Origin of the sequence: Actinomyces sp. oral taxon 180 str. F0310, from assembly GCF_000185285.1 — a bacterium.
Classification (GTDB): Bacteria; Actinomycetota; Actinomycetes; order Actinomycetales; family Actinomycetaceae; genus Pauljensenia.
This window is the reverse complement of the sequence record NZ_GL622194.1, coordinates 930,487-953,243: the sequence shown is the minus strand read 5'-3', so window position 1 is coordinate 953,243 and position 22,757 is coordinate 930,487. Positions and strand designations below refer to the sequence as shown.

The window sequence follows — 22,757 nt, the reverse complement described above, 5'->3', positions numbered from 1 at the left end:
GGAGAGGGGCGAAGCGCCGGCGGTCTGGGGCGGACGGGGTGTTGTCAATCATAAGCCCAGGCTACGGCTGGTCATACTCATCTGCGTCCGCCCAGGATCCCCGTTTGACGCCTGAGGCTAACGCGGCAGGCTCTTGGCCAGCAACGCCCCGGCGCACAGGGCGTCCGCGTCCAGGACGAACGCGGGATCGACGCAGTAGAGGCCCGGCCCCTGCGGGAGCGCAGGATTCGAGGACAGCGCCTCGGCCAGCGCGGCTCTCACCTCGCCATCAGGGACGGACGCGGTGAGCGAGCGCCCGTCTGAGGAAACGACGAGCCTCACGTCGCCCTCCTCGACGCGCCGCACGCCGACACGGTTGAGAAGCAGCGGAAGAATCCCCGAGGGATCCGCGCAGGACACGCTTCGCGGCGCGGGAGCGCCTCCGGCCACCGCGGTGATCCTCGCGGCCGCGCGGTCGACGTACGCCCCGACCATGCCCTCGCCGACCGATTCCCAGCCCCCGCACGCGCGCACAATCGAGGACTCGTCGCCGTTGGCCGCCGCGGCCTCGTCAATGAGAGCAAGCGCAGACGCAGAGGCCAGCGCTCCCTCGCTCGATCGGTCGACGGCGCGCCCGCCCAGGTACACCAGAGCGCGCGAGTCCTCCGTGACATACACGGCGCCGTCGGCCATCACCATGCGCACCGAGAAAGCGGTGAGGGGAGCGGGCAGCGCGCGCGGCATCACGAGCCCGTGCCCGCCGGCTCCCTCGACGATGGCAGCACCCTCCCGTGCTCTCTCCATCCCCTCCGCGGTCTCGTAGCCGATGATCAGGCGGAAACGACCGCCCGTGGCGGCGGACAGGAAAGAAGCGATACCCGCAAAGAGCGACGGGCTAGCACAGCGTGTCATGTGCAGAGGGTAACACCACGAACGCGTCAGTGATAACCGTGCCCGCCACCCGGCCGCGGGGACAGCTTCCGCCCGCCACCTCGCCGCGACACCGGGCGCTCGCGGCTATCCTGAGGGAAGCGACGAAGGAGGAATCATGCAGCTGACGGACGTGAGTGACCCGGTTGCGCTCGCTCGCCAGATGATCGACATCCCCTCGGTGTCGGGACAGGAGGGGCCCCTCGCCGACGCGGTCGAGGCGGCGCTACGCGACGCGGGCTTCGGCGCGGTCCCGGCCCTGGAGATCCTGCGCGACGGAGACGCGGTGTGTGCGCGCACCCAGCTGGGACGGGGCCAGCGTCTTATCCTCGCGGGGCACCTGGACACGGTCCCTATCGCCGACAACGTTCCCGGTCGCAGCGAAGAACGCGACGGTGTCGAGCTCCTGTGGGGGCGCGGCTCGGTGGACATGCTCGGCGGGTGCGCGGCCGCCCTCGCCCTGGCCTGCGAGGCCGGGCGGAGCGCGCGCGGGGGAGCACAGCCGCCGCTCGCCTACGACGTGACGTGGATCTTCTACGACCACGAGGAGGTGGCCGCTGACCTCAACGGCCTGGGGCGCATCCACCGTCGCCACCCCGAGTGGCTCGGCGGCGACCTCGCGCTTCTCGGCGAGCCCACGCGTGCGCAGGTGGAGGGGGGCTGCAACGGGACGCTTCGCGTCATCGCCCGCTTCCCCGGGCTGGCCGCGCACTCGGCGCGCGCATGGATGGGAGATAACGCGATCCACGCGATGGCGCCCGTTATCGAGAGGATCGCCGCCTACGGCAACCCCGTCACCTCCGTTGACGGGCTGGACTTTCGCGAGTCCCTCTCGGTCGTGCGCGTCGAGGGAGGCACCGCGAACAACGTCATCCCCGAGTCCGCCTCCATGACGGTCAACTACCGTTTCGCGCCCTCACGAAGCGCCAAGGATGCGCTCGCGTGGGTGAGGAGCCTCTTCGAGGCAACGGGAGCCACCGTCGAGGTCGACGACCTGTGCGAGGGGGCGCGTCCCGGAGCCGATTCCGCGCTCGCCCAGCGCTTCCTCGAGGTTGCGCGCTCTCACGCGGCGCGGGTGGGCGGTGAGCTGCGTGTGAGCGCCAAGGTCGGCTGGACGGACGTCGCCCGCTTCACGCAGGCGGGGGTTCCCGCCATGAACTTCGGCCCCGGGGACCCGCTGCTCGCGCACACGCGCGACGAACACGTGCCGACCTCGGATATCCTCAGGGTGCATGAGACGCTCCGGGAGTTCGTGCTCGCGCCGACGCGCGCGTGCGCGAGCCCAGAACCAACGAGGAAGACACGATCATGAACAAGCTCGACAAGACCTACCGTCGCGGATCCGTCGTCTTACGCGGCACGCAGATCCCGCGTCTGACGGCCGACGCGTCGCTGCTGCAACCCGAATCCAATACCGACTGGAAGCACACCGACCCGTGGAGGGTCCTGCGCATCCAGTCCGAGTTCGTCGAGGGATTCGAGGCCCTGGCCAAGGTTGGCTCCGCGGTCTCCGTCTTCGGCTCCGCGCGCACGCTGCCCGACGACCCCCTATACCGCGGCGCCCAACGCATCGGTGAACTCCTGGTCGAGCGCGGCTACGCGGTGATCACCGGCGGAGGGCCGGGCATCATGGAAGCGGCGAACCGCGGCGCGTGGGAGGCGGGCGGCACCTCGGTGGGGCTGGGCATCGAGCTTCCGCACGAGGAGAGCATGAACCAGTGGGTGAACCTGGGGGTGAACTTCCGGTACTTCTTCGCCCGCAAGACGATGTTCGTGAAGTACTCTCAGGGGTTCATCGTCATGCCCGGCGGCTTTGGAACGATGGACGAGCTCTTTGAGTCCGCCACGTTGCTGCAGACGGGCAAGATCCGTTCCTTCCCGCTCGTCCTCGTGGGAACACAGTACTGGTCAGGATTGGTTGATTGGGTTCGCTCCTCGATGGTCGAGGCGGGGATGATCTCGGCCGACGAGGTGGACCTGCTGCACGTCGTTGATGACCCGGTTGAAGCGGTTCGCTTGGCGACGGGAGCGTAGGGTTTCGGCGCATTCTCGGGGACCGTGCCCGCGCCGAGGTCGCGTGCGCACGTGGGACTCGGCCCGCCCCCGTTCCTCCCCTTGCGGCCGCGCTGACTAGCTGTTAATGAAAGAATGCGCTTATCCGGTAAGATAGGGGTGATGCCCCCGCCGTTGGTGGCTCGGGCGTAACTCTCAGAAGGAGTGCACACATGGCAGCAATGAAACCTCGCACGGGGGATGGTCCCCTGGAAGTCAGCGCGGAAGGCCGCGGCATCGTCGTGCGAATCCCCACGGAGGGGGGCGGTCGCCTCGTTATCGAGATGAGCGCGCAGGAGGCGGCCGAACTCGCCGATGCGCTCGGCAACGCCATCTGAATCTACCGACGAAGCGGTGGGAGAGGGAAGCGACCCTGTCCCACCGCTGTGCTGTCTGTCGGCTCCGCGCGCGCTCGATCTCAGCGCTTGACGGCGACCGCGAGCCCGTCTCCGACGGGCAGGAGCGCGGAGGCGAACTCCTCGGAGTTGCGCAGGTAGTTCACGACCTCGCGCGCGACGACGGTGCGCGCGTCTCGGCGCGCCGGGTCGGCCACCTGGTCATGCCACAGGGCGTGCACGAAGGCGATTGTTCCGCCGGGGCGGAGGATGCGAACGGCGTGGTCGAGGTACTGGGGTGTTTCCTCCAGGTCGCCGTCCAGGACCACCAGGTCATAGCCGCGTGCGGCCATGCGGGGAAGCACATCCAAGGCGCGCCCTGCGATGAGGCGCGTGCGGTGGGAGGAGACCCCCGCGGCGGCGAAGTTGCGGCGCGCATGCCCCAGTAGCTCCGACTCCATGTCGATGGTCGTCAGCACTCCGTCCGTGGCCATGCCGTCGAGGAGCCACAAGCCCGAGACCCCGGCCCCCGTTCCCACCTCGAGGACGGCTCGCGCGCCGGACACGGCGGCGAGCATGCGAAGCGCCGCACCGGTTCCGGAGGAGACGGGCGTGGCTCCGAGTTCCGCGGCGACGACGCGGGCGGCGGTCAGCGCATCGCTTTCCGCCACGTAGTCTTCGGTGTACACCCACGTCTGGGCCTTGTCCGCCATCACCTGTTCCTCACGTTGTTTCGTTCTCCTCGACGAGGAGCGCTCTCGCGTTCGCTCTTCCCCTCGCCTCAGGGTACAGGCGAGGAATGAACGGGGCGCGGTGGCGCTCCGGAAGATCGGGAAAAGTGGGCGGGGGCGCACGTATGCGCAGGTGCGGCCCCGCCCGTGGGGGACGCGGGCAGCGGCATCAATGCTGGATGGGGGAGACGCCGAGTTGGCGGCCCGCCAGGCCGCGGTCCGCCGACGCGAGCTGCTTGCCGAGGGCGGCGAGGACCTCGGCGGCGGGGCCGGAAGCCACGGACACGGGTTCGCCGCGGTCGCCTCCCTCACGCAGCGCGATGTCGAGGGGAACCTGGGCGAGGAGGGGGACCTCGTAGCCGAGCTGGGCGCTCAGGCGCTTGGAGACAGCCTGCCCGCCCCCGGATCCGAAGATCTCCAGGCGAGAGCCGTCGGGTTGGGGCAGGAACGACATGTTTTCGACGACCCCGATGACCTTCTGGTTCGTCTGAGACGCGATTGATCCGGCGCGCTCGGCGACCTCGGCGGCGGCGACCTGCGGGGTCGTCACGACCAGGATCTCGGAGGTGGGGAGCAGCTGCGCGATCGAGATCGCCACGTCGCCCGTGCCGGGGGGCATGTCGATGAGCAGGACATCAAGGTCTCCCCAGAACACGTCGGCGAGGAACTGCTGGAGGGCCCGGTGGAGCATGGGGCCGCGCCAGATGACCGCCTGCCCGTCGGGGACGAACATGCCGATAGAAATGACCTTGACGCCGCCGGCGCCGCCCGGCGGGATCATCATGCCGTCGATGACCTGCGGGTCGTGATCCACCCCGAGCATGCGCGGGATCGAGAACCCGTAGATGTCGGCGTCCATGACGCCAACCTTGAGGCCCTGGGCGGCCATCGCGGCGGCCAGGTTCGCGGTCATGGAGGACTTGCCGACACCGCCCTTTCCAGACGTGACGGCGATGACGCGGGTGAGGGAGTCGGGACGCGAGAAGGGGATCTCGCGCTCGGGTCGTCCGCCGTTGAGCTTTTCCCGCAGCGCCTTCTTCTGCGCGTCGTCCATGACACCCATCTTGACGGATACCTTGTCGACGCCCTCAAGGGCGCCGACGCGGTCGGTGACGTCCTTGGAGATGGTGGTGCGCAGGGGGCAACCGGCGGTCGTGAGCAGGACCTTGACAAAGACGGAGGAACCGTCGATTGTCACCAGGTCGGGGCTAACCATGTTGAGGTCGGTGATGGGGCGGTGGATCTCGGGGTCGATGACCTGGCCGAGAGCCTCCATGACGGAATCGAGCGTGACTGGCATGCCCTCCACTCTACTGGCCGGGGTGTCCATCTTCTAGGGGACAGCCCCCGGTTGCTCTGGGCTCTTCCTGCTCGCTGCCATCCGTTCGTTCCCGCTCTCCAACCGCCAAGGCGGCTGTGTCCGCCACCAGCTCGGAGCGCAGTTCGTCAAGCATGTCGCGCAGCTCCGAGCGCACGAAGTCGCGCGTGGCGACATCCTGGAGCGCGAGGCGCAGGCCGGCTATCTCCCGGGCGAGATACTCGGTGTCGGCCAGGTTGCGTTCGGCGCGCAGGCGGTCCTGCTCGGCTTGGACGCGATCGCGCGCGTCCTGACGGTTCTGCGCGAGCATGATGAGAGGGGCCGAATACGAGGCCTGGGTCGAGAACGCGAGGTTGAGGAGGATAAAGGGGTAGGGGTCCCACGCGGCTTCTTCGCTGATGCTAGCGAGCAGGAGGTTAGCGGAGATCCACGCGACGACGAAGATCGTCATGTACAGGACGAACTTCGGGGATCCCATGAAGCGCGCGGTGGCCTCGGCGAAGCGCCCGAAGCCGTCGCCGCTGCCGCCGGAGCGACGGAAGAACGAACGGCGCCTTTCGAGCGGGTTATCCAGGCGATCAGCCATCGATGCTCCTTGCCATCATGCGGTCGGTCACGTCGTCGTCGTAGTCGCGCCAGTCGGTGGGCAGGAGCTCGTCGAGGACGTCGTCGACCGAGACAGCGCCGTGGAGGTGCCCGTCCTCGTCGACGACCGGGAGGACCGTCAGGTTGTAGGTGGCGAGCAGTCGCGTGACCGTCGCGATGTGGGCGTTGGGCTCCACGGACTCGATGTCGCGGTCCAGGATCGTTCCCAGGAGGGTCTGCGGAGGCTCGCGCAGGGCGCGTTGGATATGCACCATGCCCAGGTATTGGCCCGTCGGCGTCTCCTGGGGAGGGCGGGCGATGAACGCCACGGTCGCGATGGACGCGGGAATGTCCTCGCGCCGCACGGCGGCGAGCATCTGTGCCACGGTCGCGTTGGGGCCGAAGACGACGGGTTCGGTGGTCATGAGCGAACCGGCGGTGGACTCGTCGTAGGTCATGAGGCGACGAACGTCCTCTGCTTCCTCGGGTTCCATGAGGGCGAGGAGGGACTGGGCTTGAGCATCGGGAAGCTCGGCGACCAGGTCGGCGGCGTCGTCGGGCTGCATGACGTCGAGGACGTCGGCGGCGCGGGCAGCCTCGAGGCCCGAGACGATAGCGACGCGGTCGTCGTCTCCCAGCTCCTCAAGCACGTCGGCGAGGCGGGCGTCGGTGAGCTGCGTGGCGACCGCCATCTTGCGGTCCTGGGGGAGGGTGTGCATGAAGTCGGCCAGGTCAGCCGGACGCATGTCCTCCGTGTACTGCAGCAGCGCGGTGGCCGCCTGGTTCGAGTCCGTCTTGAGCAGGCCCGACACGTCGGACACGTCCACCGTCAGGGTCTCGCCGCTGCGGGTGAAACCAAGGGAGGACGTGCGCACGCGCTGGACATGCAGGGTGGAGATGACCCAATCCTTGGGACGCCGTTGGCGCATCGCCACGTCGAGGATGCGCACCTTCCCGGAGCCGTCGTTCATGGTGACAACCCGGTCGAAGAGCTCGGAGAGCACGAGGGTCTCGATCGGACGCTGCGTGAAGGAACGGATGTTGAGCAGGCCAGTCGTGATGACCGAGCCAGACTCGATCGCGGTGACGCGGGTGAGCGGCAGGAAGACGCGTTTGCGCGGCCCGACCTCGACGACGAAGCCGATGACGTTGGCAGCAGATTTCAGCCGAAAGATGACAACAACATCGTGAATCTTACCAACCTGGTCGCCCAAAGGGTCGAAAACACCGGTGCCGGCGAGCTTTCCGATGTAGACGCGGCGGCCCTTGGTGCCTAGTTCAATAGATGCGATGCTCACCTAATCATTTTAGGCTGTGGACTAAGGAAGCGTAACGGCGAGCCGGGCGCGGGGTGGACAATGCGTCCCATGCCACCGCCGCCGCGGTGTAAGGAGACACGATGCCCCAAGCGATAGAACCTCAGATGCCCACCGGCACGGAGGTCGCCTCCTATCAGACCTACGCGCAGGCGCGCGCCGGGGTGGATTACCTGTCCGACAACGGCTTTGATGTCTCGTCCATCACGATCGTGGGTACCGACCTGCACCTGGTGGAACGAGTGAGGGGACGCCTCACGATCGCCCGCGCATCGCTGTCCGGCGCCTCCAGCGGCGCCCTGTGGGGGGCGCTGATCGGCATGCTGATGTCTGCGGGACAGAGCGTCGGCGGAACCGGAGGATGGGTCGTGAGCGGCATCGTCGTCGGCGCGCTCGTCGGGATGGCCCTGGCCGCGCTGGCCTTCATCATCCGGGGGCGTAACCGCGACCTGGTGTCCTCCCAGCAGGTCGTCGCCCTGCGCTACGCGGTGCTGGCCTCGGCCGACATCGACCGCGCCTACGCGCTGCTGCAGCGAACGCCCGGCAACCGGGCGCGCGCCCAGCGCCCGCGGGCAGAGACTGAACTCCCGAAGAAGGACTCGGTGGGCTTCTTCCCGGATGGCCGCCCGCGTTTTGGCGCGGCCACCAAGGAAGGCGACGTGCCCGGGGCGCCGGCCGCGCCCGAACCGGGAGCGGCGCCCGAGGGTGGAAGCCCCGAGGCACCTGCCGCGCCCGACGCGCCGCCCTCCGGGCAAGAGGACGCCCCGGCCTCGTCCCCGTCGAAGGACCGCCCCGAGGCGTAACCTCGGGGCGGCGCGAGGAGCGCTCAGCGCGACTGGATCGACGCGATCCACTCCTCCACTTCTGCGATCGTTCGCGGGATGTCCTCGGAGATGCGGGTCACCGATCCGTCTGCGCCCACCACCACGTCGTCCTCGATGCGCACGCCGATGCCCCGATACTCCTCGGGAATCAACAGGTCGTCGGCGCGGAAGTACAGGCCAGGCTCGATCGTGAAGACCATGCCCGGCTCCAGGAGCGCGCCCTGGTAGAGCTCCGAGCGCGCCTTCGCGCAGTCGTGCACGTCCAGGCCCAGGTGATGGCTGGTGCCGTGCGGCATCCAGCGGCGGTGCTGCTGGCCGCCGGGCGCAAGTGACTCCTCGGGGGTGACGGGCAGGATACCCCACTCGTGCAGGCGCGCGGCGATGACGCCCATGGCGGCGTCGTGCACGTCCTTGAATCGGCAGCCCGGCTGGTTCGCGCGTGCGAGGGCTGCCTCGCAGGCGTCGAGCACCGCCTGGTAGACGCGGGCCTGGACCGGCGTGAAGCGACCGTTGACGGGCAGCGTGCGGGTGATGTCGGCGGTGTAGAGGGAATCAACCTCGATGCCGGCGTCGACGAGCACCAGGTCGCCCTCGCGGACCTCGCCGTCGTTGTCGATCCAGTGCAGGGTATTCGCGTGGTTGCCCGACGCGGCGATCGTCTCGTAGCCCTCGCCGTTGCCCTCCTCGCGGGCGACCGCCCGGAAGGCCCCCTCAATGACGCGCTCGCCCCTGCGGTGGCCGACGGCGCGGGGCAGGACGCGGATGATGTCCTCGAAGCCGGCCTTGGTCGCCGCAACGGCGCGCCTCATTTCCTCGAGCTCGAAGGCATCCTTGGTCAGGCGGATCTCGGAGAGGCGCTCCTCGAGTGCCTCGTCCTCCTCGCGGGCGTCCTCACCGGCAGGAAGACCCGCCTGAGCGCGCACCTCGTTGACCATGTCCTCGATGCGCGCGTCAACGCCGCGCACGATGCGCAGCGCGACGGTGCCCGCGTCCTTGGCGAGGGCGTCGCGCAGGGTGTCGATGTGGCGGGTCTCCAGGCCGGTCGCGGCGGAGAGCTCTTCCAGCGAGGGACGCGCCCCCACCCAGAACTCGCCGTATCGGGCGTCGGCGTAGAACTCCTTGGAGGAGCGCGAGGCGCGGGGCTTGAAGAACAGGAGGGACGTGTGCGTGCCGTCCTCATTGGGCTCGAGGACGAGGACGGTGTCAGCCTCCTTCTCCGCGCCCAGGCCCGACAGGTGCGCGAAGGCGGAGTGGGCGCGGAAACGGTAGTCGCAGTCGTTGGAGCGGACCTTGTAGGGACCCGCGGGTACGACGAGGCGTTCGCCCGGGAAAGGGGCGCCGGCCTTGAGGGCGCGGGCGGACAGGAAGTCGGCGACGGGTTCGCGTTCGGGCAACTCGCTGGGGCGCGGAGCCCACCCGGTGCCGATGAAGTCACGGAAAGCGGAGGACTGGGGTTGACGGGAGCGGCTCTCGCCGCGGTCGGCCATGGACTGGGAAGCTTCTTCACTCATGCCGCCCATTCTATGGCGGCGCGACATCGCCTGGCAGGCGTATGCGGCCCAGGGGGCTGCCACTGATGCGAGCGAGCGCCCCTAGTCCTGGAGCGTGAGTTCGCCCGCGATGGATGTGCCCATCCACCGTGCGAGGTCCTGGTTCCGCACCCCCTGGGACAGGAGGAAGACGGTCTTGGCATACAGCGCCTCCAGCGTCATGTCGTGAGCGCCGATCGCCCCCAGCTTGGCCAGCGCGTCCCCGGCTTCGTAGTGGCCGAGCATGACCTCTGCCTGGTAGCACTGGGAGGCGACGATGATCGGCACTCGCGCTTCCGTCAGCTCGGCCAGGACGCCGACGAAGCCGGGCTCGGACGCGGGAATGTTCCCGACGCCGAAGGCCCGCAGGATCAGCGCGTCAGGGTGCGCCGTGGTCATTGCCCGTAGCCTGGCGGCGCTCATGCCCGGAACAACATCGACCACGGCAATGTCCTGGCGCGCGTAGGGCAGGGGAGAGGCCCAGCCGGTGCCCGCGTGGGGCGTCCCGTACCAGCGCCACGGCGCGCCCGTGCGGGCCACCGGGGAGACGGAGGGGGATTCGAAGCCCCGGAACGCCCAGGACGAGGTCTTGGTGGCCCGATTGCCCGCCAGCAGTTTGTGGCCGAAGAAGAGCATGACGCCCCTGGCGCGGCGCGACATCGCCGCGCGCAGGGCTCCCATCACGTTCGCCGAGGCATCCGATCCGACGACGCCCAGCGGGTACTGGGATCCCGTGATGACGACCGGCTTGCCCAGGTCCGCCAGCGCGTAGGACAGGGCGGCCGCCGTGTAGGCCATGGTGTCCGTTCCGTGAAGGACGAGGAAGGCGTCGGCCTGCGTCGCGTGGGCGGTGATGTCGTCGATGATCGTCTGCCAGTCCTCGGGGGTTGCCTCCGAGGAATCGATGAGGGGGTCGAGGACGGACATCGAGATGTTGGAGGCCACCTCGATGCCGTCGAGCTGGGAGCTGAACCATCCCTGCAGGTCCGCGCCGGGACGCAGGCCCTCCGGGGAGTCGATCATGCCGATCGTGCCGCCGGCGTAGGTCACGTGAAGACGCACGATGCGTTCCTTTCTGAGGCGTCATCCTAGTTTCCTACAGACACCGATGGTGCGCCCTGCCTGGTCATTCATCGGACGCGTTGCGGTGGCGCCGAGAGAGGCGACGAATCGAGGAAGACGAGGGTGGGAGGGCAGAGCATTGCGGGAGCGCGGGCGGCGGGCGGAAGAGCCCGCTCCGAAACGGTTGTGTGATCGGGCTAATGGGGTAGTCTCAGATGGTGAAGCGAATCGATCCCCACACGCACAGCGCCTACTCCGACGGGACAGACACCCCCGCGCAGCTCCTCGCAGCCGCCGCGCGCGCGGGGCTGGACGCGATTGCTCTGACCGACCATGACACGACCGACGGGTGGGACGAGGCCTGCGCTGCCGTATCCGCAACGGGCGTGAGCCTCATCCGTGGCGCCGAGATCTCGTGCTCGGCATCGGGAATCTCCGCCCACCTTCTCGCCTACCTCTTCGATCCGGCCAACCCCGGCCTTCTCGACGTCTTTCGACGCACCCGCCAGGACCGCGAGACGCGCGCACGGCGCATCGTGGACAACCTGTCGGCCGACTATCCTATCTCCTGGGAGGACGTGCTCGACTTCGCCCCCGAGGGCGGCCCGGTCGGGCGCCCCCACATCGCCGACGCGCTCGTGAGAGCCGGTTGCTTCCCCGATCGCGGTGCCGCGTTTGTTCACGCCCTGCACCCCTCCGGCCCCTATTACGTGCACCACTGGGCGCCCGACCCGGTCGAGGCAGTGCGCCTCGTGCTCAAGGCCGGCGGTGTGCCCGTTCTGGCCCACCCTCGCGCTCGCGGGCGTTCGCGTCTGCTGCCCGAGGCGGTGATCGGCGACATGGCGGATGCCGGGCTCTTCGGGATCGAACGAGACCATCGCGATCACGGCCCCCAGGACCGCGCGGACGTCGAACGCATCGGCGGCGAACTCGGGCTGGCGCTCTTCGGCTCCTCGGATTACCACGGCAGCGGCAAGCCGAATCGCATCGGCGAGAACACGACCGACCCCGCGACGATTGCCGAGGTCGTTAAGCGCGGGTACATCGGGGTGGTCGAGCCGTGAGCTTCTTTGACGTCACGCTGTTTGCGACGGCGTTCGCGACCCTGACGGTCATCATGGACCCCATCGGGACCGTCCCGGTCTTCCTGGGGCTCACGAGCCGGTACGCGCCGCTCAAGCAGCGTCGCGCGGCGATCCAGGCGACCTCGGTGTCCTTCGGCGTGATCGTGACGTTTGCCATTCTGGGTGGGCAGATTCTCCACCTCCTCCACATCTCCGTCGAGGCCCTCCAACTCTCCGGGGGAGTGCTCCTCTTCCTGGTCGCCATGGAGCTCCTCATGGGAACCGACTCCTCCTCTCCGGACACCGGCGACGAGGGGGTCAACGTCGCGCTCGTTCCCCTGGGTACGCCCCTGCTGGCCGGGCCCGGATCGATCGTTGCGGTCATGGTCGCGGTCGGCCAGGCGGGCAGCAACGCGGGGTCATGGGTGGCCGTCCTGGTGGCGGTCATCCTGGCGCACGTGGTGATGTGGCTGACCATGCGATTCTCGCTGATGCTCTCGCGTCTGCTGGGGCCGGGCGGAATCATGCTGCTCACCAAAATTTCGGGTCTGCTCCTGGCCGCGATTGCAACCCAGCTCATCATGGAGGGGATCTTCCGGTTCATCGCGGCAGCGAATGCCTCCTAGGCGATCGGGGCGGGTGGTCGGTATCACCCGCTGGCGCGGGGTGGCGGGGGAGTGCGGCGTGTCGCTTCGTGGAATCTGTTCTCTTTGGTCAGGAAGTGTTGTATGGTGGCAGTGAACGTCGTGACGCGACACTGTCCCTACCGGTCAGGGTCACGCATTCATCCCTCACCACATCCGTATCAGGAGAAATAATGAAGAAGACGAGCTCGTCTCTGCTCGCCGCGACCGCGGCCCTCGGCCTGATCGCCGGTGCCGCCGGCGCCGCCATTGCTGCCGAACCTACCCCCGGCAGCTCGCCCTCGCCCTCGTCCCCGGCGACCGCCACCCCGGCCCCCGGCAACGGCGCGGACAACAACACTCCGGCCCCGCAGCCGTCTCAGGACACGCCGAGCACCCCTGCGCCTCCGAGCGCCACTCCGGCCCCGCAGCCGTCCCAGGACACGCCGAGCACCCCTGCGCCTTCCTCGCCCGCGGCCGATCAGGGCGGCGCGGGCGCCAACTCCGGCCCCGTGGGCAGCACCGGCGTGACGACCCGCGGCCAGATCTCCAACGGCAACGGCCCGGCCCCGGTCTCCGCTCGTGGCGGCATTCGCAACACGAACACCCCCGCTGAGAGCGCGGCTCCGACCGGCCCGACCCTGGCCAACACCGGCTCCGCCGCGACGCTCGCCGCGGGCGTCGGCGCGATCGCCCTGGCGGGCGGCGTGACCCTGGTGGTTGCCCGCAGGCGCCACTGAGGCCTATCAGCCTGACAGGCGGCGCGGATCTGCTCGCACAGAGCGGATCCGCGCCGCCTGCCGTTTACGCAGATCGCCCATCGTTTGTGCACGAACGTTCATCTCAAAAACCCGAACTTGCACCGAAAATGGCCCTGTCGTCTTGATTTGATGCATGCGTCACAGGCACAATGGATGTACCGAATGTCACCATGAATTGAGCCCTCATGATGAACCGGTGATGGGAAGTGGCATCGCTCAATCGAGGGGTGCCACTTTCCTGCTATGCGTCCCTGCGGGCAGTGCCCCCGCAGGGACGCGCCGCGTCGGCGCGGGCAGTTGTGCCGGGCAGTGCTCGACCGGTAACTGCGCCGCCCCGTCGGTTCTGACGTGGGTATTTGGTCGTGCAACTGCCATGATCGGGTGCCCTTCGTCACGGTAGTGGGGGTGGGGAATATCCCACAGGGGCTCCATCGGATGGACAACTGGCCGCGCGTCGCTACGCTCTAAAATTGAGGCCCGACCCCGACCCGGGGTGCTCGCCCCTGGGCGAGAGCGGTGCAGTTACAAAAAAGGAAAAAGTATGACGCTGGATCTGACTCAGTCGCTGCCCTCTCATGTGCGCGCGACCTCTGGACGCCCCGTTGAAGACTCGACCCTGATGGAGGTGTGGCAGGGACTGTCCGCCGCCATCGTCGACCAGATCGCCGACAACTGGGCGGCCACCACCGAGCGCTACGCCAAGGGGCGTCAGGAGCACTACTTCTCCGCCGAGTTCCTCATGGGGCGCGCCCTGCTCAACAACCTGTCAAACCTCGGCCTCGTCGACGAGGCGCGCGAGGCCCTGGCTCGCTACGGCCTCGACCTCGGGCAGGTCCTCGAGGAGGAGCCCGACGCCGCCCTGGGCAACGGCGGCCTCGGACGTCTCGCCGCGTGCTTCCTGGACTCCTGCGCCACCCTCGACCTGCCGGTGCGCGGCTACGGCATCCTCTACCGTTACGGCCTGTTCAAGCAGCTCTTCGACAACGGGTTCCAGACCGAGCACCCCGACCCGTGGATGGAGGAAGGCTACCCCTTCGTCATCCGCCGCGAGGAGCGCGCCCGCATCGTCTCCTACGCCGACCTGACCGTGCGCGCCGTTCCCTACGACATTGCGATCACCGGCTACGGCACCAAGAACGTGGGCACCCTGCGCCTGTGGAAGGCCGAGCCCATTGAGGAATTCGACTACGACGCCTTCAACTCCCAGCGTTTCACCGACGCCATCGTCGACCGTGAGCGCACCATGGATATCTCGCGCGTCCTTTACCCCAACGACACGACCTTCGAAGGCAAGGTCCTGCGCGTGCGCCAGCAGTACTTCTTCTGCTCTGCCTCCCTGCAGGAGATCGTTGAGAACTATGTGCGCCACCACGGGTCGGACCTGACCGGCTTCGCCGAGTACAACGCCGTCCAGCTCAACGACACCCACCCCGTCCTGGCCATCCCCGAGCTCATGCGCATCCTCATGGACGAGCACGGCCTGGGGTGGGAGGATGCCTGGGCGGTCGTCTCCAAGACCTTCGCCTACACGAACCACACGGTCCTGGCCGAGGCCCTTGAGACCTGGGACATTCACATCTTCGACCGACTCTTCCCGCGCATCTCCGAGATCGTGCGCGAGATCGACCGTCGCTTCCGCATCGACATGGCCGACCGCGGCCTCGACCAGGGGACCATCGACTACATGGCGCCCGTCGCGGGCAACTCCGTGCGCATGGCGTGGATCGCCTGCTACGCCTCGTATTCCATCAACGGCGTCGCCGCCCTCCACACCGAGATCATCAAGCGTGACACCCTCAAGGAGTGGTACGCGATCTGGCCGGAGCGCTTCAACAACAAGACCAACGGCGTCACCCCGCGTCGCTGGCTCAAGCAGTGCAACCCGCGCCTGGCGGCCCTCCTCGACGAGGTGACCGGCTCCGACACGTGGGTTCGTGACCTCACGGAGCTGTCCAAGTTCACGTCCGCCGGATCCGATGCGGTTCTCGAGCGTCTGGATCGGATCAAGTACGAGAACAAGGTTGAGTTCGCGGCCTGGGTGAAGGAGCGCGAGGGCGTCGACATCGATCCCACCGCGATCTTCGACGTTCAGATCAAGCGCCTGCACGAGTACAAGCGTCAGCTGCTCAACGCGTTCTACGTCCTGGACCTGTACTTCAGGATCAAGGATGACCCGACGCTGGACACGCCCAACCGCGTCTTCATCTTCGGCGCGAAGGCCGCCCCCGGCTACATCCGCGCCAAGGCGATCATCAAGCTCATCAACGCTATCGCTGAGCTGGTGAACAACGATGCGGACATCAACGGGCGCATCAAGGTTGTCTTCGTTCACAACTACAACGTCTCGCCCGCCGAGCACATCATCCCCGCCGCGGATGTGTCCGAGCAGATCTCGATGGCCGGCAAGGAGGCCTCGGGCACGTCGAACATGAAGTTCATGATGAACGGCGCACTCACCCTGGGCACCCTGGACGGGGCGAACGTTGAGATTCTCGAGGCCGTGGGCGAGGAGAACGCCTACATCTTCGGCGCGACGGACGATGAGCTGCCTGAGCTGCGTCGTCACTACGATCCGCGTTGGCACTACGAGAACGTCCCCGGCCTCAAGCGCGTCATCGACGCCCTGACCGACGGTACGCTGGACGATGCCCACTCGGGCTGGTTCCACGACATTCGCCACTCGATCCTCGAGGGCGGATTCGATCCGGCCGACGTCTACTACGTGCTGGGTGACTTCGCTTCCTACCGCGAGACCAAGGACCGGATGGCCGCCGATTACCGCGACCGCGCGGCCTGGAACGCTCGCGTGTGGGTGAACATCACCCGCTCGGGGCGCTTCTCCTCCGACCGTACGATCTCCGACTACGCTCGCGAGGTGTGGCGTATTGAGGGCGAGCCGATCGCCTGACGCGTGCGCGTGAGGGAGGCCCGGGACCGAGAGGTCCCGGGCCTCCCTCCCTTATGTGCATGTGATCTGTGACTCATTGGCGAGGGTATCTGTATTAGCTCGTTGACACAGATAAGAAATCGTGTCATTGTATTACTGTATTAATACAGCAAGACAGGAGGGATACATCGATGCGCATCGATGACACCCGCCCCATCTGGATCCAGCTCGCCGACTCCTTCAGATCCCGCATCACAAACGGGACGTGGAAGCCGGGAGAGAAGATCCCCTCCGTCCGCGACCTCGCCATCGAGGCCGGGACGAACCCCAATACCGTCCAACGAGCCCTCGCCGCCCTCGACGAGGAAGGGCTCACGATCCCCAAGCGAACCGCCGGACGTTTCGTCGCCACCGACGACGCCGCCCTGCGCACCCTGCGCCGAGACGACGCGCGGGCAGCGGCGAGCGCCTTTATTCGCGCCTGCCGCGCCCTCGGCGTCGAGAGGGAGGATGCGCATCGTCTCCTCGACGAGCGGTGGGACACGGACTCAGAGCACACAGGAGGCATCCCCTCATGACCACCCAACCCCCGGGCGCCGCGCAGGCGTCTCCCGGCCTCGTTCACATCGAAGGCCTCACCAAGCGTTATCGAAGCGTCGCCGCCCTCCAGGACTTCACCCTCACCCTGGGCGCGGGCCACATCGTTGGCCTCATGGGACCCAACGGATGCGGCAAGACCACGCTGTTAAAGATCCTCGCAGGAGTCCTGTCCGACTACGAGGGAAGCGTCACTATCGACGGGCACCACCCCGGCCCGGTATCCAAGTCCATCGTCTCCTACCTGCCCGACGCGGACTTCCTCAACCCGGACTGGACCGCGCGCACGGCCATCAAGGAGTACGACCGGTTCTTCGCCGACTTCGACGCCGACAAGGCGGCCGCCATGGTTGACTTCTATGGCCTGCCCGAGACGCGACCCCTGAGCGAAATGAGCAAGGGCATGGGGGAGAAGCTCCAGATCGCCCTCATCATGGCGCGGCGAGCCCGCGTCTACCTCCTCGACGAGCCCATCAGCGGCGTCGATCCGGCAACCCGCGACGTCATGCTCGAGGGGATCCTGCGCGAGTTCGATCCCTCGTCGCTGCTCATCATGTCCACCCACCTCATCTCCGACATCGAACACTTCGTCGACTACGCGCTCTTCATGAAAGAGGGCAGAGTCTTCCTGGCGGGTGACGCCGACGACCTGCGAGCCACGCGGGGAGACTCCCTCGACGCAATCTTCCGGAAGGAGTACCGCTGATGTTTTGGACACTACTCTCATACGAGATTCGCTCCAGGGCACGCTCCGTCGCACGCGTCCTCGAGATCATCGTCGCGGCCATCGTCCTGTCCCTCGTCGTCCTCGCTTTGGACATCCCGGTGCTGAGTGACTCCGCGTTGAGGATCACCTACATCCTGTGCTGCGGGATTCCCGCCGGCTTCGTCATCGCCGGAATGATCGACTACTGGAAGACCCTGTACGGCCAGCGCGGGTACTTCATGATGAGTCTGCCGGTCTCGGGATCCTCGATTTTCTGGGCGAAGGTCACCCGGATCTGCCTCGAGTCCATGGTCGGCCTGGCCTTCGCCGTTGGAGGCATCGTCGCCACCGCCGCCGAAGACGCCTCCCGCAAGGGGATGAGCCTCGCGCAGTACACGGCGGACATCCGTGGCGTCCTCGCGGTCTTCCCCACCCCTCTCCTCGTGGCCCTCGCGGTCGCGCAGGTGATCTCGACGCTGGCAGTGGTCGTTCAGGCCTGCGCCGTCATGACGATCGGGGCCGAGGGCCGCTTCAACCACATGGGCTTCGGGGCGCCGATGATCGGCTTCATCATCCTCTACTTCGTCAACCAGGTGACCGGTGTTGTCGGTACGCTCTTCTTCCCGCTGTCCATCAACCTGCGGACCGGGCGGTTCGGCGCCGACATCATGTGGACCTCCTTCATCTCGATGACGGACGACACGCCACCCGAAGTCGTTGGACTGGGCTCCTTCATCCTTGGTCCCCTCTGCGCCGTCGTCATGGCGATCTGGGCCTCTCGCTCCATCGAGAAGCACACGTCCCTGCGCTAGCTACCCGTCCTCGCGCGTGCGCGAGCCCGGACTTCGACGAGGGATTCCCGAAGACCAATCAACACCCGTCCTCGCGCGTGCGCGAGCCAGGCATAGGAGGTTTCAATGTTCCTGTTATCGTCAGCGATCAGCGCCTTCGCCCAGCTCGGCCTGATCCTCGTGCTCCCGCTCGCGTGGTGGGCGCTCACCGCCAGACGCAGCATTGGCTTTGCCTCCTGGATCGGTCTGCGTCGGCCGACATGGGACGGGAGAAGGGGGCGGCTCGGCGTAGCCATCCTCGCGTGGGTGGCGATCGGTGCAGCTTCGACAGCGCTGCTCCAATCCTTCTCGGGCCAGGTCCCCGCCGCACGTTTCGCCGGGCAAGGCCTCGGCGGCATCGTCCCTGTCCTGCTCTTCGCGATCATCCAGACCTCCCTCGCCGAAGAGATATTCTTCCGGGGCTTCCTCGGCAAGCGGATCATCGCCAGGTGGGGTTTCGCCCCCGGCAACGCCGCTCAGGCCATCGTCTTTGGCATCCTGCACGTCGCGTTGTTCGCATCCTTCGCGGACCCCGTCCGTCTGCTCCTCGTCGGCATCCTGACGGGGTCCAGCGGGTGGATCGCCGGGTGGATCAACGAGAAGAGCGCCGGGGGATCGATCCTGCCCGGCTGGGCCCTCCACGCGAGCGCGAACCTGCTCGTCGGAACCGCGGCGGCGTTCAACCTCATGGGGTGAGCATGGTCCCGGCCGGCGGTTGACTCCGCTGGCCGGGGCTTCGCTGTGTCTGTGCGGGCCAGCCAAGGGTACCCATCCGTCCCGCTCGATCTCGACGGGCTTCGCTGTGTCTGTGCGGGCAGCTTCGAGGGAACGTTCGCCCGGTTTGGAGGAATCATCCAGTCTCCTATGATGTTGTAGGAGCGAGAGACGCCCCCGAAAGGAGACCCGTGGAACCAGCGACCGGCTCATTCGTCCCGGCGAGCCCGGACCTGATCTGGATGGTGTTCATCCAGCAGGTCCTCATCCTCATCGCGTGGCTGATCGGTGTCGCGGTGCGCCGCATGCTGAAGAACCGCATGACGATGTCCACCGCGTCGGCGACCCTGACCGGACTGGCCGGCCTGTGGGGTGGCCTGGTGATCGCCGGGTGGATCTTCGACTCCGGTGACCTGTGGAAACCCGGCATGATCGCCGTCGCCGCGCTGGTCGCCCTCGTCGTCGTCATCGTGGTCGCGCTGGTCGCCGCCTACCTGCATCCGCGCCCGGGCCTCGTCCCCATCCGGGAGGTCGTTCAGCGTGGAGAATCTGACTCCCTCGAATTCAAGTCGAGCGCTCGCTGGAACATGCGCACGGGCAAGCGTGACGACGCGATGGAGACCGTGATCGCCAAGACCGTCGCCGCCTTCATGAACTCCGGTGGCGGCACCCTGCTGATCGGTGTCGACGACGATGGTCGGCTCATCGGCATGGGACCCGACTACTCGACCCTCAAGACGCCCGACTCCGACCGTTTCGAGCTGTGGATCCGAGACATGTGGGGGCAGCGGATGGGGACCAACGCCGCCGCGCTGCCCAGGCTCGACTTCGCCGAGGCCTCGGACCCGCAGGAGGGGTACGAGCGCCAGGAGGTGTGCCGAGTGACCATCCCGCCCTCGCCCCACCCCGTGTACCTGAGGGGGCCGAAGGGCAAGGGGGAGGCCGAGTTGTGGGTGCGCGTGGGCAACTCGACGCGTCGCCTGGAGGTCGCGGACGCGGTCCAGTACGTGTCGATACGCTGGCCCGAGAGCGTGCGGGTCTCCCCGTGGACGCGCGTGCGCCTCCTGGCGATGCGCCGCCGCGAGATGCCGACGCGCCTGCCGGGCGTCGTGGAGCGTGTACTCACCGAGCGCGCGATGAGCGGATTGTCTGCGGTGGAGGAGCAGTGAGCGACGCGGGGCGTCGGTAGGCTCCGCATTGCTGAGAGACGAAAGCGGCAGTGCGGCGACGTCAGACCCGCCGTCGGCCGTCGGTTATCCTCCGTCTGTCGTCTGTCGTCTGTCGTCTGTCGTCTGTCGTCTGTCGGTGGGCGGACCATCGCCCCAGGGGGATGTCGGTGTCGTCGCGTTGGCGGTGGCGCGCGGCGAGGCCTGCGCGTGGTTGCGCGGTGACGCCCGAGGCAGCGGCAACGGGGGAGGGGCTGGGGTGCGTTTCGTGGCGCTGTTCAAGCGGCGAGCGCGCTGCGTGGCGGTCAGCGCGTTGTGCGGCACACAGTGGCTAGCCGCGACACGCCGATGTTGATCGGCTTTTCCGGGGCGGGTTCGGCTTCTTGGCGCGTCCGTGGCGATGTGAGGATTTGCAACGAAAACCCTGCTATTCTGGCCGTGTGCTTGCGGGTCGGGCGGGTGCTTTCTCGGCCCCTGGCGATCCGGGGTGGCGTTTCTGCTGGTCACAGGGGGTGCGACACGCCGGGCAGTCAGAAAGCACCTAGCGCCATAAGGTGCATTAAGACATATCCCACTCAACTTCCTTGGTAACAGTGAACTTTCTCAGTCAGAAAGCACCTAGCGCCATAAGGTGCATTAAGACACGAATCGCCTCCTCATCGATCTTGTCCGGGTCGGATTGTCAGAAAGCACCTAGCGCCATAAGGTGCATTAAGACCTGTGGAATAGGTTCTAGAAACTTGTAGATAGCTTGTCAGAAAGCACCTAGCGCCATAAGGTGCATTAAGACTCGCAAGAAAAACGTGTCCTATAATGAGACATATTCAGTCAGAAAGCACCTAGCGCCATAAGGTGCATTAAGACAGGCCCGACTCATCCGCGATAGCGCACGTGAAGGGCTGGGTCAGAAAGCACCTAGCGCCATAAGGTGCATTAAGACTCCAGATTACCAGCGCACTCAAGTCCCTCCCCGGATGGACCGTCAGAAAGCACCTAGCGCCATAAGGTGCATTAAGACGCGGGTACGGGAAGGTCGTTTTCCACGAGACGTTGATCTTTCCGTCAGAAAGCACCTAGCGCCATAAGGTGCATTAAGACCGCTCACCCAAGATGATGTCCTGAAGGGTTTTCTGGGGTCAGAAAGCACCTAGCGCCATAAGGTGCATTAAGACTATGCAATAGACTCCTCATGAGCCTTTTTAGTCTTCAGTCAGAAAGCGCCTAGCGCCATAAGGTGCATTAAGACACTCCGACGTTGGTGAGAATCAGCAGCATGGTGAGAATTGGTCGGAAAGCACCTAGCGCCATAAGGTGCATTAAGACAGGTAGAACGACTCACCATCTCGGTGGTAGTACCTCATGGTCGGAAAGTACCTAGCGCCATAAGGTGCATTAAGACTGGTCATAACCCAGGTCGCCGTACTGGCATCACCACTGCAGTCAGAAAGCAGCTAGCGCCATAAGGTGCATTAAGACCGGAGTCGGGTAGAAGTGGATTGACATCGGGTCGAGGGTCAGAAAGCACCTAGCGCCATGAGGTGCATTAAGACTTGTTGAGGTCGCCCTTGAAGTCCAGGACGGGTACCGTCAGAAAGCACCTAGCGCCATAAGGTGCATTAAGACTACGGGATCTGATAGACCCTTGCACCAGTGGTTGGATGTCAGAAAGCACCTAGTGCCATAAAGTGCATTAAGACTGAAGCATCACTGATCCAGCAGACCAGCCGAGGCACGGTCAGAAAGCACCTGGCGCCATAAGGTGCATTAAGACTTCATGTACCGGGTGCCGTCCGAATCTTGCAGCATAGGTCAGAAAGCACCTAGCGCCATAAGGTGCATTAAGACCTGCAGCCCACTCGCTCTGCGTGTTCAGCTTGGCGACCTCCGTCAGAAAGCACCGAGCGCCATAAGGTGCATTAAGACGGTGACGAGGCCGTGGGTGGTGAGGGCATCGAGGCGGGGTCAGAAAGCACCGAGCGCCATAAGGTGCATTAAGACGCGGAAGTCCTCCGAGGTGTAGAGCTTGTTTTCTGCCAGTCAGGAAGCACCTAGCGCCATAAGGTGCATTAAGACACGATGCCGCATGCGATGTGGAAGAGAATGACGCTGTTCAGTCAGAAAGCACCGAGCGCCATAAGGTGCATTAAGACACGATGCCGCATGCGATGTGGAAGAGAATGACGCTGTTCAGTCAGAAAGCACCGAGCGCCATAAGGTGCATTAAGACGGGAATCGAAACGAAGGCCCCTAATCGCGCCGAAAAGTGGGCGTCAGAAAGCACCTAGCGCCATAAGGTGCATTAAGACACGTCGGCATCGTCGTACACGTCAAGGAACGCCTGCCCCTGTCAGAAAGCACCTAGCGCCATAAGGTGCATTAAGACGTAGTGGATGACACCCGCGTAGGGGAGGCGTTTGGATTCGTGTCAGAAAGCGCCTAGCGCCATAAGGTGCATCAAGACACTCCACAAGTTCTCGAAAGAGTGATATCCTCGGCATGAGGGTGGCAGCCAGCCCACCTGGGAGAAATCCCCGGGCAGGTGGGCCGCCCTCATGCCATTAGTTAGAAAGCACCTAGCGCCATAAGGTGCATTAAGACTCCCAGGACGTGGAGGTCACCACCTCATCGAGCGTCAGGGTCAGAAAGCACTTAGCGTCATAAGGTGTATTATGACGGATGGTTGTTGGTTCGGGTCCGGCCGCAGGAGCGCGAACTCTTCGGCTAAGACGCACCCCGCAGAAACAAACC

Annotated in this window: 20 protein-coding genes and 1 CRISPR repeat array; of the genes, 13 read left to right on the top strand and 7 right to left on the bottom strand. The window is 66.1% G+C overall.

Features of this window, described 5'->3' with window-relative positions:
- Positions 1 to 117: 117 nt before the first annotated feature.
- The gene (locus tag HMPREF9006_RS04110; protein WP_009212290.1) at positions 118 to 891 is read right to left on the bottom strand and encodes a hypothetical protein; all 774 of its coding nucleotides are present in this window, start codon (positions 889 to 891) and stop codon (positions 118 to 120) included.
- A 136-nt stretch (positions 892 to 1,027) separates the two neighbouring features.
- Here HMPREF9006_RS04110 and dapE point away from each other — a divergent pair, with 136 nt between their 5' ends.
- From dapE to HMPREF9006_RS10280, 3 genes are all read left to right on the top strand, one after another.
- Entirely contained in the window at positions 1,028 to 2,221 is a 1,194-nt protein-coding gene (gene dapE, locus HMPREF9006_RS04105; RefSeq protein WP_009212289.1) for a succinyl-diaminopimelate desuccinylase, read from the top strand.
- Complete coding sequence (locus tag HMPREF9006_RS04100; RefSeq protein WP_009212288.1) at positions 2,218 to 2,943, top strand: TIGR00730 family Rossman fold protein; 726 nt, start codon at positions 2,218 to 2,220, stop codon at positions 2,941 to 2,943. The genes dapE and HMPREF9006_RS04100 overlap by 4 nt, the downstream gene beginning before the upstream one ends.
- Positions 2,944 to 3,134: 191 nt before the next feature.
- Positions 3,135 to 3,299 (top strand): DUF3117 domain-containing protein, encoded by a 165-nt coding sequence (locus HMPREF9006_RS10280; RefSeq protein ID WP_009212287.1) that lies wholly within the window; start codon positions 3,135 to 3,137, stop codon positions 3,297 to 3,299.
- Positions 3,300 to 3,379: 80 nt separating this feature from the next.
- Here the strand turns inward: HMPREF9006_RS10280 and HMPREF9006_RS04095 are convergent, their stop codons facing one another.
- The 4 genes from HMPREF9006_RS04095 to HMPREF9006_RS04080 all read right to left on the bottom strand — a co-directional run bounded on the left by HMPREF9006_RS04095 (position 3,380) and on the right by HMPREF9006_RS04080 (position 7,228).
- On the bottom strand, positions 3,380 to 4,009 hold the full coding sequence (locus HMPREF9006_RS04095) for an O-methyltransferase (RefSeq protein WP_009212286.1): 630 nt from the start codon (positions 4,007 to 4,009) through the stop codon (positions 3,380 to 3,382).
- Positions 4,010 to 4,196: 187 nt separating this feature from the next.
- Positions 4,197 to 5,327, bottom strand: coding sequence for an Mrp/NBP35 family ATP-binding protein (locus HMPREF9006_RS04090; protein WP_034232088.1), 1,131 nt, complete (start codon positions 5,325 to 5,327; stop codon positions 4,197 to 4,199).
- Positions 5,328 to 5,337: 10 nt separating this feature from the next.
- On the bottom strand, positions 5,338 to 5,931 hold the full coding sequence (locus HMPREF9006_RS04085; RefSeq protein WP_009212284.1) for a DUF1003 domain-containing protein: 594 nt from the start codon (positions 5,929 to 5,931) through the stop codon (positions 5,338 to 5,340).
- On the bottom strand, positions 5,924 to 7,228 hold the full coding sequence (locus HMPREF9006_RS04080) for a magnesium transporter MgtE N-terminal domain-containing protein (protein ID WP_009212283.1): 1,305 nt from the start codon (positions 7,226 to 7,228) through the stop codon (positions 5,924 to 5,926). The genes HMPREF9006_RS04085 and HMPREF9006_RS04080 overlap by 8 nt, the downstream gene beginning before the upstream one ends.
- 101 nt (positions 7,229 to 7,329) lie before the next feature.
- Between HMPREF9006_RS04080 and HMPREF9006_RS04075 the strand changes: the two genes are divergently transcribed.
- A complete protein-coding gene (locus HMPREF9006_RS04075; protein WP_009212282.1) occupies positions 7,330 to 8,049 on the top strand; it encodes a general stress protein in 720 nt (239 codons plus the stop codon).
- Positions 8,050 to 8,072: 23 nt separating this feature from the next.
- Here HMPREF9006_RS04075 and HMPREF9006_RS04070 read toward each other — a convergent pair whose 3' ends face one another.
- Both HMPREF9006_RS04070 and HMPREF9006_RS04065 read right to left on the bottom strand, forming a co-directional pair.
- Entirely contained in the window at positions 8,073 to 9,581 is a 1,509-nt protein-coding gene (locus HMPREF9006_RS04070) for an aminopeptidase P family protein (RefSeq protein WP_034231076.1), read from the bottom strand.
- 81 nt (positions 9,582 to 9,662) lie between these two features.
- Positions 9,663 to 10,661, bottom strand: a complete 999-nt coding sequence (locus HMPREF9006_RS04065) for an asparaginase (protein WP_009212280.1) — start codon at positions 10,659 to 10,661, stop codon at positions 9,663 to 9,665.
- A 215-nt stretch (positions 10,662 to 10,876) separates the two neighbouring features.
- Between HMPREF9006_RS04065 and HMPREF9006_RS04060 the strand changes: the two genes are divergently transcribed.
- From HMPREF9006_RS04060 to HMPREF9006_RS04020, 9 genes are all read left to right on the top strand, one after another.
- Positions 10,877 to 11,725 (top strand): PHP domain-containing protein, encoded by an 849-nt coding sequence (locus HMPREF9006_RS04060; RefSeq protein WP_009212279.1) that lies wholly within the window; start codon positions 10,877 to 10,879, stop codon positions 11,723 to 11,725.
- Positions 11,722 to 12,351 (top strand): MarC family protein, encoded by a 630-nt coding sequence (locus tag HMPREF9006_RS04055; protein ID WP_009212278.1) that lies wholly within the window; start codon positions 11,722 to 11,724, stop codon positions 12,349 to 12,351. The genes HMPREF9006_RS04060 and HMPREF9006_RS04055 overlap by 4 nt, the downstream gene beginning before the upstream one ends.
- Positions 12,352 to 12,542: 191 nt before the next feature.
- On the top strand, positions 12,543 to 13,088 hold the full coding sequence (locus HMPREF9006_RS04050; RefSeq protein WP_009212277.1) for an LPXTG cell wall anchor domain-containing protein: 546 nt from the start codon (positions 12,543 to 12,545) through the stop codon (positions 13,086 to 13,088).
- A gap of 562 nt (positions 13,089 to 13,650) precedes the next feature.
- Positions 13,651 to 16,017: a glycogen/starch/alpha-glucan phosphorylase gene (locus HMPREF9006_RS04045; RefSeq protein WP_009212276.1), complete on the top strand. Its 2,367-nt coding sequence runs from the start codon at positions 13,651 to 13,653 to the stop codon at positions 16,015 to 16,017.
- Positions 16,018 to 16,187: 170 nt separating this feature from the next.
- Entirely contained in the window at positions 16,188 to 16,574 is a 387-nt protein-coding gene (locus tag HMPREF9006_RS04040) for a GntR family transcriptional regulator (protein WP_009212275.1), read from the top strand.
- Positions 16,571 to 17,299, top strand: coding sequence for an ATP-binding cassette domain-containing protein (locus HMPREF9006_RS04035; protein WP_009212274.1), 729 nt, complete (start codon positions 16,571 to 16,573; stop codon positions 17,297 to 17,299). The genes HMPREF9006_RS04040 and HMPREF9006_RS04035 overlap by 4 nt, the downstream gene beginning before the upstream one ends.
- A complete protein-coding gene (locus HMPREF9006_RS04030; RefSeq protein ID WP_009212273.1) occupies positions 17,299 to 18,111 on the top strand; it encodes a hypothetical protein in 813 nt (270 codons plus the stop codon). The genes HMPREF9006_RS04035 and HMPREF9006_RS04030 overlap by 1 nt, the downstream gene beginning before the upstream one ends.
- A 105-nt stretch (positions 18,112 to 18,216) precedes the next feature.
- Positions 18,217 to 18,825, top strand: coding sequence for a CPBP family intramembrane glutamic endopeptidase (locus tag HMPREF9006_RS04025; RefSeq protein WP_009212272.1), 609 nt, complete (start codon positions 18,217 to 18,219; stop codon positions 18,823 to 18,825).
- A gap of 260 nt (positions 18,826 to 19,085) precedes the next feature.
- Positions 19,086 to 20,012 carry an AlbA family DNA-binding domain-containing protein gene (locus HMPREF9006_RS04020; protein WP_009212271.1) on the top strand — a complete coding sequence of 309 codons (927 nt, stop codon included), beginning with the start codon at positions 19,086 to 19,088 and terminating at the stop codon, positions 20,010 to 20,012.
- A 526-nt stretch (positions 20,013 to 20,538) separates the two neighbouring features.
- A CRISPR array of direct repeats spans positions 20,539 to 22,470; the repeat unit is 37 nt; unit sequence GTCAGAAAGCACCTAGCGCCATAAGGTGCATTAAGAC.
- Positions 22,471 to 22,757: the final 287 nt, after the last annotated feature.

Bases quoted from the DNA above. Each gene is read 5' to 3' on its own strand.
- HMPREF9006_RS04110 (WP_009212290.1), bottom strand. From the start codon at position 891: ATGACACGCTGTGCTAGCCCGTCGCTCTTTGCGGGTATCGCTTCTTTC.
- dapE (WP_009212289.1), top strand. From the start codon at position 1,028: ATGCAGCTGACGGACGTGAGTGACCCGGTTGCGCTCGCTCGCCAGATG.
- HMPREF9006_RS04100 (WP_009212288.1), top strand. From the start codon at position 2,218: ATGAACAAGCTCGACAAGACCTACCGTCGCGGATCCGTCGTCTTACGC.
- HMPREF9006_RS10280 (WP_009212287.1), top strand. From the start codon at position 3,135: ATGGCAGCAATGAAACCTCGCACGGGGGATGGTCCCCTGGAAGTCAGC.
- HMPREF9006_RS04095 (WP_009212286.1), bottom strand. From the start codon at position 4,009: ATGGCGGACAAGGCCCAGACGTGGGTGTACACCGAAGACTACGTGGCG.
- HMPREF9006_RS04090 (WP_034232088.1), bottom strand. From the start codon at position 5,327: ATGCCAGTCACGCTCGATTCCGTCATGGAGGCTCTCGGCCAGGTCATC.
- HMPREF9006_RS04085 (WP_009212284.1), bottom strand. From the start codon at position 5,931: ATGGCTGATCGCCTGGATAACCCGCTCGAAAGGCGCCGTTCGTTCTTC.
- HMPREF9006_RS04075 (WP_009212282.1), top strand. From the start codon at position 7,330: ATGCCCCAAGCGATAGAACCTCAGATGCCCACCGGCACGGAGGTCGCC.
- HMPREF9006_RS04070 (WP_034231076.1), bottom strand. From the start codon at position 9,581: ATGAGTGAAGAAGCTTCCCAGTCCATGGCCGACCGCGGCGAGAGCCGC.
- HMPREF9006_RS04060 (WP_009212279.1), top strand. From the start codon at position 10,877: ATGGTGAAGCGAATCGATCCCCACACGCACAGCGCCTACTCCGACGGG.
- HMPREF9006_RS04050 (WP_009212277.1), top strand. From the start codon at position 12,543: ATGAAGAAGACGAGCTCGTCTCTGCTCGCCGCGACCGCGGCCCTCGGC.
- HMPREF9006_RS04045 (WP_009212276.1), top strand. From the start codon at position 13,651: ATGACGCTGGATCTGACTCAGTCGCTGCCCTCTCATGTGCGCGCGACC.
- HMPREF9006_RS04040 (WP_009212275.1), top strand. From the start codon at position 16,188: ATGCGCATCGATGACACCCGCCCCATCTGGATCCAGCTCGCCGACTCC.
- HMPREF9006_RS04035 (WP_009212274.1), top strand. From the start codon at position 16,571: ATGACCACCCAACCCCCGGGCGCCGCGCAGGCGTCTCCCGGCCTCGTT.
- HMPREF9006_RS04030 (WP_009212273.1), top strand. From the start codon at position 17,299: ATGTTTTGGACACTACTCTCATACGAGATTCGCTCCAGGGCACGCTCC.
- HMPREF9006_RS04025 (WP_009212272.1), top strand. From the start codon at position 18,217: ATGTTCCTGTTATCGTCAGCGATCAGCGCCTTCGCCCAGCTCGGCCTG.
- HMPREF9006_RS04020 (WP_009212271.1), top strand. From the start codon at position 19,086: ATGGTGTTCATCCAGCAGGTCCTCATCCTCATCGCGTGGCTGATCGGT.